Raw genomic sequence first — 4,042 nt, 5'->3', positions numbered from 1 at the left:
ATTCACTATTTCCAAGCCCATTCACCTAAAACATTGAAACTGAAAAAGAAAAAAGAAAATCTAATACTGTCCGATAGAAAGCAACACTAAAGTACAAGCTTCCAACGTCTCGATTCCTTGTTTAGCTGCCATCTGTTCCAGCTCGTCGTTTTCTGTTCCGGGGTTAAAAATGATCCTTTTTGGTTTTGTATCCAATATATATTGGTATAAACTTGGTTGGTTTTGTGGTCCAACATATAAAGTAATGGTATCAATATCAGTGTGTATCTCTTCAGGTTTTTCGATCTGAACACCTGCAACCTCTCCTTTTTTTATACCAACATTAACAATCGAATGTCCTTTTGCTTTTAAACGGTTTGCGGCAAGATAAGCGTACCGGCTTGAATCGGGTGTTGCACCTAATATAATTGTTTTCTTGTTTTCCATGGTGATGCTTCTTTTATCGGATAAAAATTGTTGTTCTGATACAGTGTTTAATTTAAGCTAAAACTTTTGCGGCTGCTTCTGCACAATTAATTCCATCAATTGCAGCAGAAATAATGCCACCCGCATATCCGGCACCTTCCCCGCAGGGAAACAGACCTGAAATTTGCGGATGCTGGTAAGAAAACTTGTCGCGCGGGATTTTTACCGGCGAGGATGTTCTCGATTCAACACCAACCAAAATCGCTTCATTGGTATAATAACCTTTCATCTTTTTGCCAAAACGCGGCAATGCTTCTTTTAGCCTATAAAAAACTTTGTCGGGCAATACTTCTTTTAGCGAGATACTTTTAGTTCCGGGAACATAAGAATTAACAGGCAAATCAGCAGATGACCGTCCTTCCACAAAATCAACCATTCGTTGTGCCGGTGCAATTTGGTTTCCGCCACCGGCGGCAAAAGCCGTTTGTTCTATTTGTTGCTGAAATTTCAATAATCGAAAAGGATCATTTTCATCACCTTTTACATCTTCCAGATTAATCTGAACAACAGTTCCCGAATTTGCAAAAGGATTATTTCGTTTGGATGGACTCCAACCATTCACCACAATTTCTCCTGGTTTTGTGGCGCAAGGTGCGATAATTCCGCCCGGACACATGCAAAACGAAAACACGCCGCGGTTATCAACTTGTTCCACCAAACTATAATAAGATGGCGGCAAGTATTGGCCACGAACAGCACAGTGATATTGAGATTGATCAATAGTTTCCTGCGGATGCTCAATCCGAACACCTAAAGCAAAAGGTTTTGCTTCTACCAAAATATTTTGCTGATGCAACAAATGATAAATATCCTGAGCCGAATGTCCAGTTGCCAAAATCACCGCATCGCTTTTAAAGGTTTCGCCCGATGCTGTTTTTATGCCTATAATTTTGCCGAATGAAGTTATAAAGGAAGTTACTTTAGTATTGAAGTGAATTTCGCCGCCTGCATTTTGAATCGTTTCCCGAATTGCCGTAATTATTTGCGGCAATTTATTGGTACCGATGTGCGGCCTTGCATCAACCAAAATATCTTTGGCAGCGCCATGGGCAACAAAAGTATTTAGCACTTGCTGGATATTTCCGCGTTTGGTAGAACGCGTGTACAACTTCCCATCCGAATACGTTCCCGCGCCGCCTTCGCCAAAACAATAATTGGATTCCGGGTTTACGATGCCTTCCTTATTTAATACAGCCAAATCGCGCCGACGGTCTTTTACATTTTTTCCGCGTTCGATGATAACAGGCTTCAATCCTAACTCAATACAACGCAAAGCGGCAAAAAGCCCGGCCGGGCCGGCGCCAACAATCAAAATGGGTTTTGCTTCACAAACATTTTTATAATCAACAGAAAAAATTTCGGTGGAAGGGTTTTCATCAACATAAACCTTAATTTGCAAACGGTACAACACTTGTTTTCCACGTGCATCAATAGAACGTTTTAAAGTTTTAAGGGCAGAAATCCGGTCTGAAGTAATTTTTAGTTTTTGGGAAGCATGTTTTTTTAATGCCAATTCGTCGTCCCGCTCTTGCGGTAAACAAGTTATTTCGATCTCATTAATCATAATTTGTCAGGTTTTTATCCCGAATTGTAACAAAGGTATGTAATTTGCATTCGATAGTAATAAATTGATAAGTAATCAAAACCTTTGACCATGAAAAAAATCGTATTTGGAATTTTATGCCTTTTTACGGCAATGTCTTTAAGTTCGTGCAGCTACAACAGCATCGTTAAAAAAGATGAAAATGTTAAAGCTGCCTGGGGCGCAGTGCAAAGCCAGTACCAACGCCGTGCAGATTTGATCCCGAATTTGGTAAGCACCGTTAAAGGCGCTGCAAATTTTGAAAAAAGCACGTTAACTGCTGTTATTGAGGCCCGTGCAAAAGCAACTTCCATCCAGGTTGACCCATCAAAACTGACGCCGGAATCAATCCAGCAGTTTCAAGCAGCGCAAGGACAGTTAGGTTCGGCATTGGGAAAATTGCTAGCTGTTTCTGAAGCTTATCCTGATTTAAAATCAAACGCTAACTTCCAAAGTTTGCAAACGCAACTGGAAGGCACGGAAAACAGAATCAATGTTTCCCGTCTTGATTTTAATACAGCCGTGCAAGATTACAACAGTTCTATCCGCACATTTCCGGCAAATATCACTTCCAAAATGTTCGGCTTTACCGAAAAAGGATATTTTGCTGCCGAAGCCGGAGCTAACAAAGCACCGCAAGTGCAGTTTTAATTTATTGGATGGTTACACTGATTTTTTGGGAAATGATTTCACTGATTTAAGGTGATTCCACATATTTTTTTGATGCTTCTTTTATCGAGTAAATTTTGGTGATGATCAACAAAAAAGTATAGATAAAAGAAGCATTGATCTCGTTATCAGTATAATCACTCGTTAAGAAATCGGTGCAATCAATCCAAAAATCTGTGTAATCGTTTTATCAATTGGTGTAATCATCTTTTCAAAATTGGTGTAATCCTAAAAAAACATGGCATTATTTACAGAACAAGAGCAGCAGCAAATCAGGAAAGCGATTGAAGCTGCGGAAAGAAACACGTCGGGCGAGATCAGGGTTTGTGTGGAGAAAACATGCAGCGAAGAAGCGCTTGACCGTGCCGCAACTTATTTTAAGCAGTTGAACATGCACAAAACCAAGTTGCGGAATGGCGTGCTGATTTATCTTTCGACGGTTGACCGCAAATTTGCCATTATTGGCGATGCCGGAATCCATAAAGTGGTGCCTGATAATTTTTGGGACCAAACCAAAGACGTGATGTTGAGCCATTTTAAATTTGGAAACTTAACCGAAGGAATTGCCGCAGGTTTAAAAATGGCTGGCGAACAATTGCAAAAGTATTTCCCGAGTACAGATTCGGACCATAACGAACTGCCCGACGACATTGCTTTTATGGACGGCATTTAATTGAAAAATATGTTAAAAAAACTTTTGTTTGTCTGGCTGCTTTTGTGCAGTTGCGTAGGCGTATTTGCCCAACCTTTTCCTGAAAAATCAACTACTTTAGTTACAGATTATACCGGGACTTTATCTGCCGATCAAAAGCAAAGCCTGGAGAATAAACTGGTTGCTTTTAACGATTCTACTTCTACTCAAATTGCGGTTGTGCTGATCAAATCTGTCGGTGAATATGATATTGCCGAATATGCGACGGAATTAGGCCGAAAATGGGGCATCGGGCAAAAAGGAAAAAACAATGGGATTTTAGTGCTGGCTGCCATTGGCGACCGAAAAGTAACGATCCAAACCGGTTATGGCTCGGAAGGTGCCGTTCCGGATATTACCACGCATGAGATCATCGAAAACGATATTACGCCAAATTTTAAGCAGGGAAATTATTATGCCGGATTAGATGCCGCTACCAATTCGCTGATTAAATATATGAAAGGCGAGTACAAGGCGCCTGCCAAAACGCAGCAACAGGCAGTTGGCGGCGGCGGCGGTTCTATTTTCATCATCATTATTATCATCGTGGTTGTTTTAATATTGATGCGCAGAGGCGGCGGCGGCGGAGGAAGCCAAGTAATTGGCGGCCGTGGCGGTGCCAGTCCGTTCTGGTG

General features: G+C 41.1%; 5 protein-coding genes. 3 read left to right on the top strand and 2 right to left on the bottom strand.

The genetic code is table 11. The features are described from left to right. Window positions 1–60: 60 nt before the first annotated feature. Together Q0192_RS03455 and Q0192_RS03450 are read right to left on the bottom strand one after the other, a co-directional pair. Entirely contained in the window at window positions 61–426 is a 366-nt protein-coding gene (locus Q0192_RS03455; RefSeq protein ID WP_299286120.1) for a CoA-binding protein, read from the bottom strand. 52 nt (window positions 427–478) lie between these two features. Further along, on the bottom strand, window positions 479–2,029 hold the full coding sequence (locus Q0192_RS03450; protein WP_299286117.1) for an FAD-dependent oxidoreductase: 1,551 nt from the start codon (window positions 2,027–2,029) through the stop codon (window positions 479–481). A gap of 90 nt (window positions 2,030–2,119) precedes the next feature. On the opposite strand from Q0192_RS03450, the gene Q0192_RS03445 reads away from it, so the two are divergent. From Q0192_RS03445 to Q0192_RS03435, 3 genes are all read left to right on the top strand, one after another. Beyond that, window positions 2,120–2,698, top strand: coding sequence for a LemA family protein (locus Q0192_RS03445; RefSeq protein ID WP_299286115.1), 579 nt, complete (start codon window positions 2,120–2,122; stop codon window positions 2,696–2,698). A 256-nt stretch (window positions 2,699–2,954) separates the two neighbouring features. Beyond that, a complete protein-coding gene (locus tag Q0192_RS03440) occupies window positions 2,955–3,389 on the top strand; it encodes a TPM domain-containing protein (RefSeq protein ID WP_299286113.1) in 435 nt (144 codons plus the stop codon). A gap of 9 nt (window positions 3,390–3,398) precedes the next feature. Further along, a partial coding sequence (locus tag Q0192_RS03435) for a TPM domain-containing protein (RefSeq protein WP_299286111.1) occupies window positions 3,399–4,042 on the top strand: 644 nt, incomplete at its 3' end.

This window comes from uncultured Mucilaginibacter sp. (assembly GCF_937859865.1).
GTDB lineage: Bacteria > Bacteroidota > Bacteroidia > Sphingobacteriales > Sphingobacteriaceae > Mucilaginibacter_A.
Note: the sequence above shows the minus strand (reverse complement) of the source record. Positions and strands in the feature narration are given on the sequence as shown.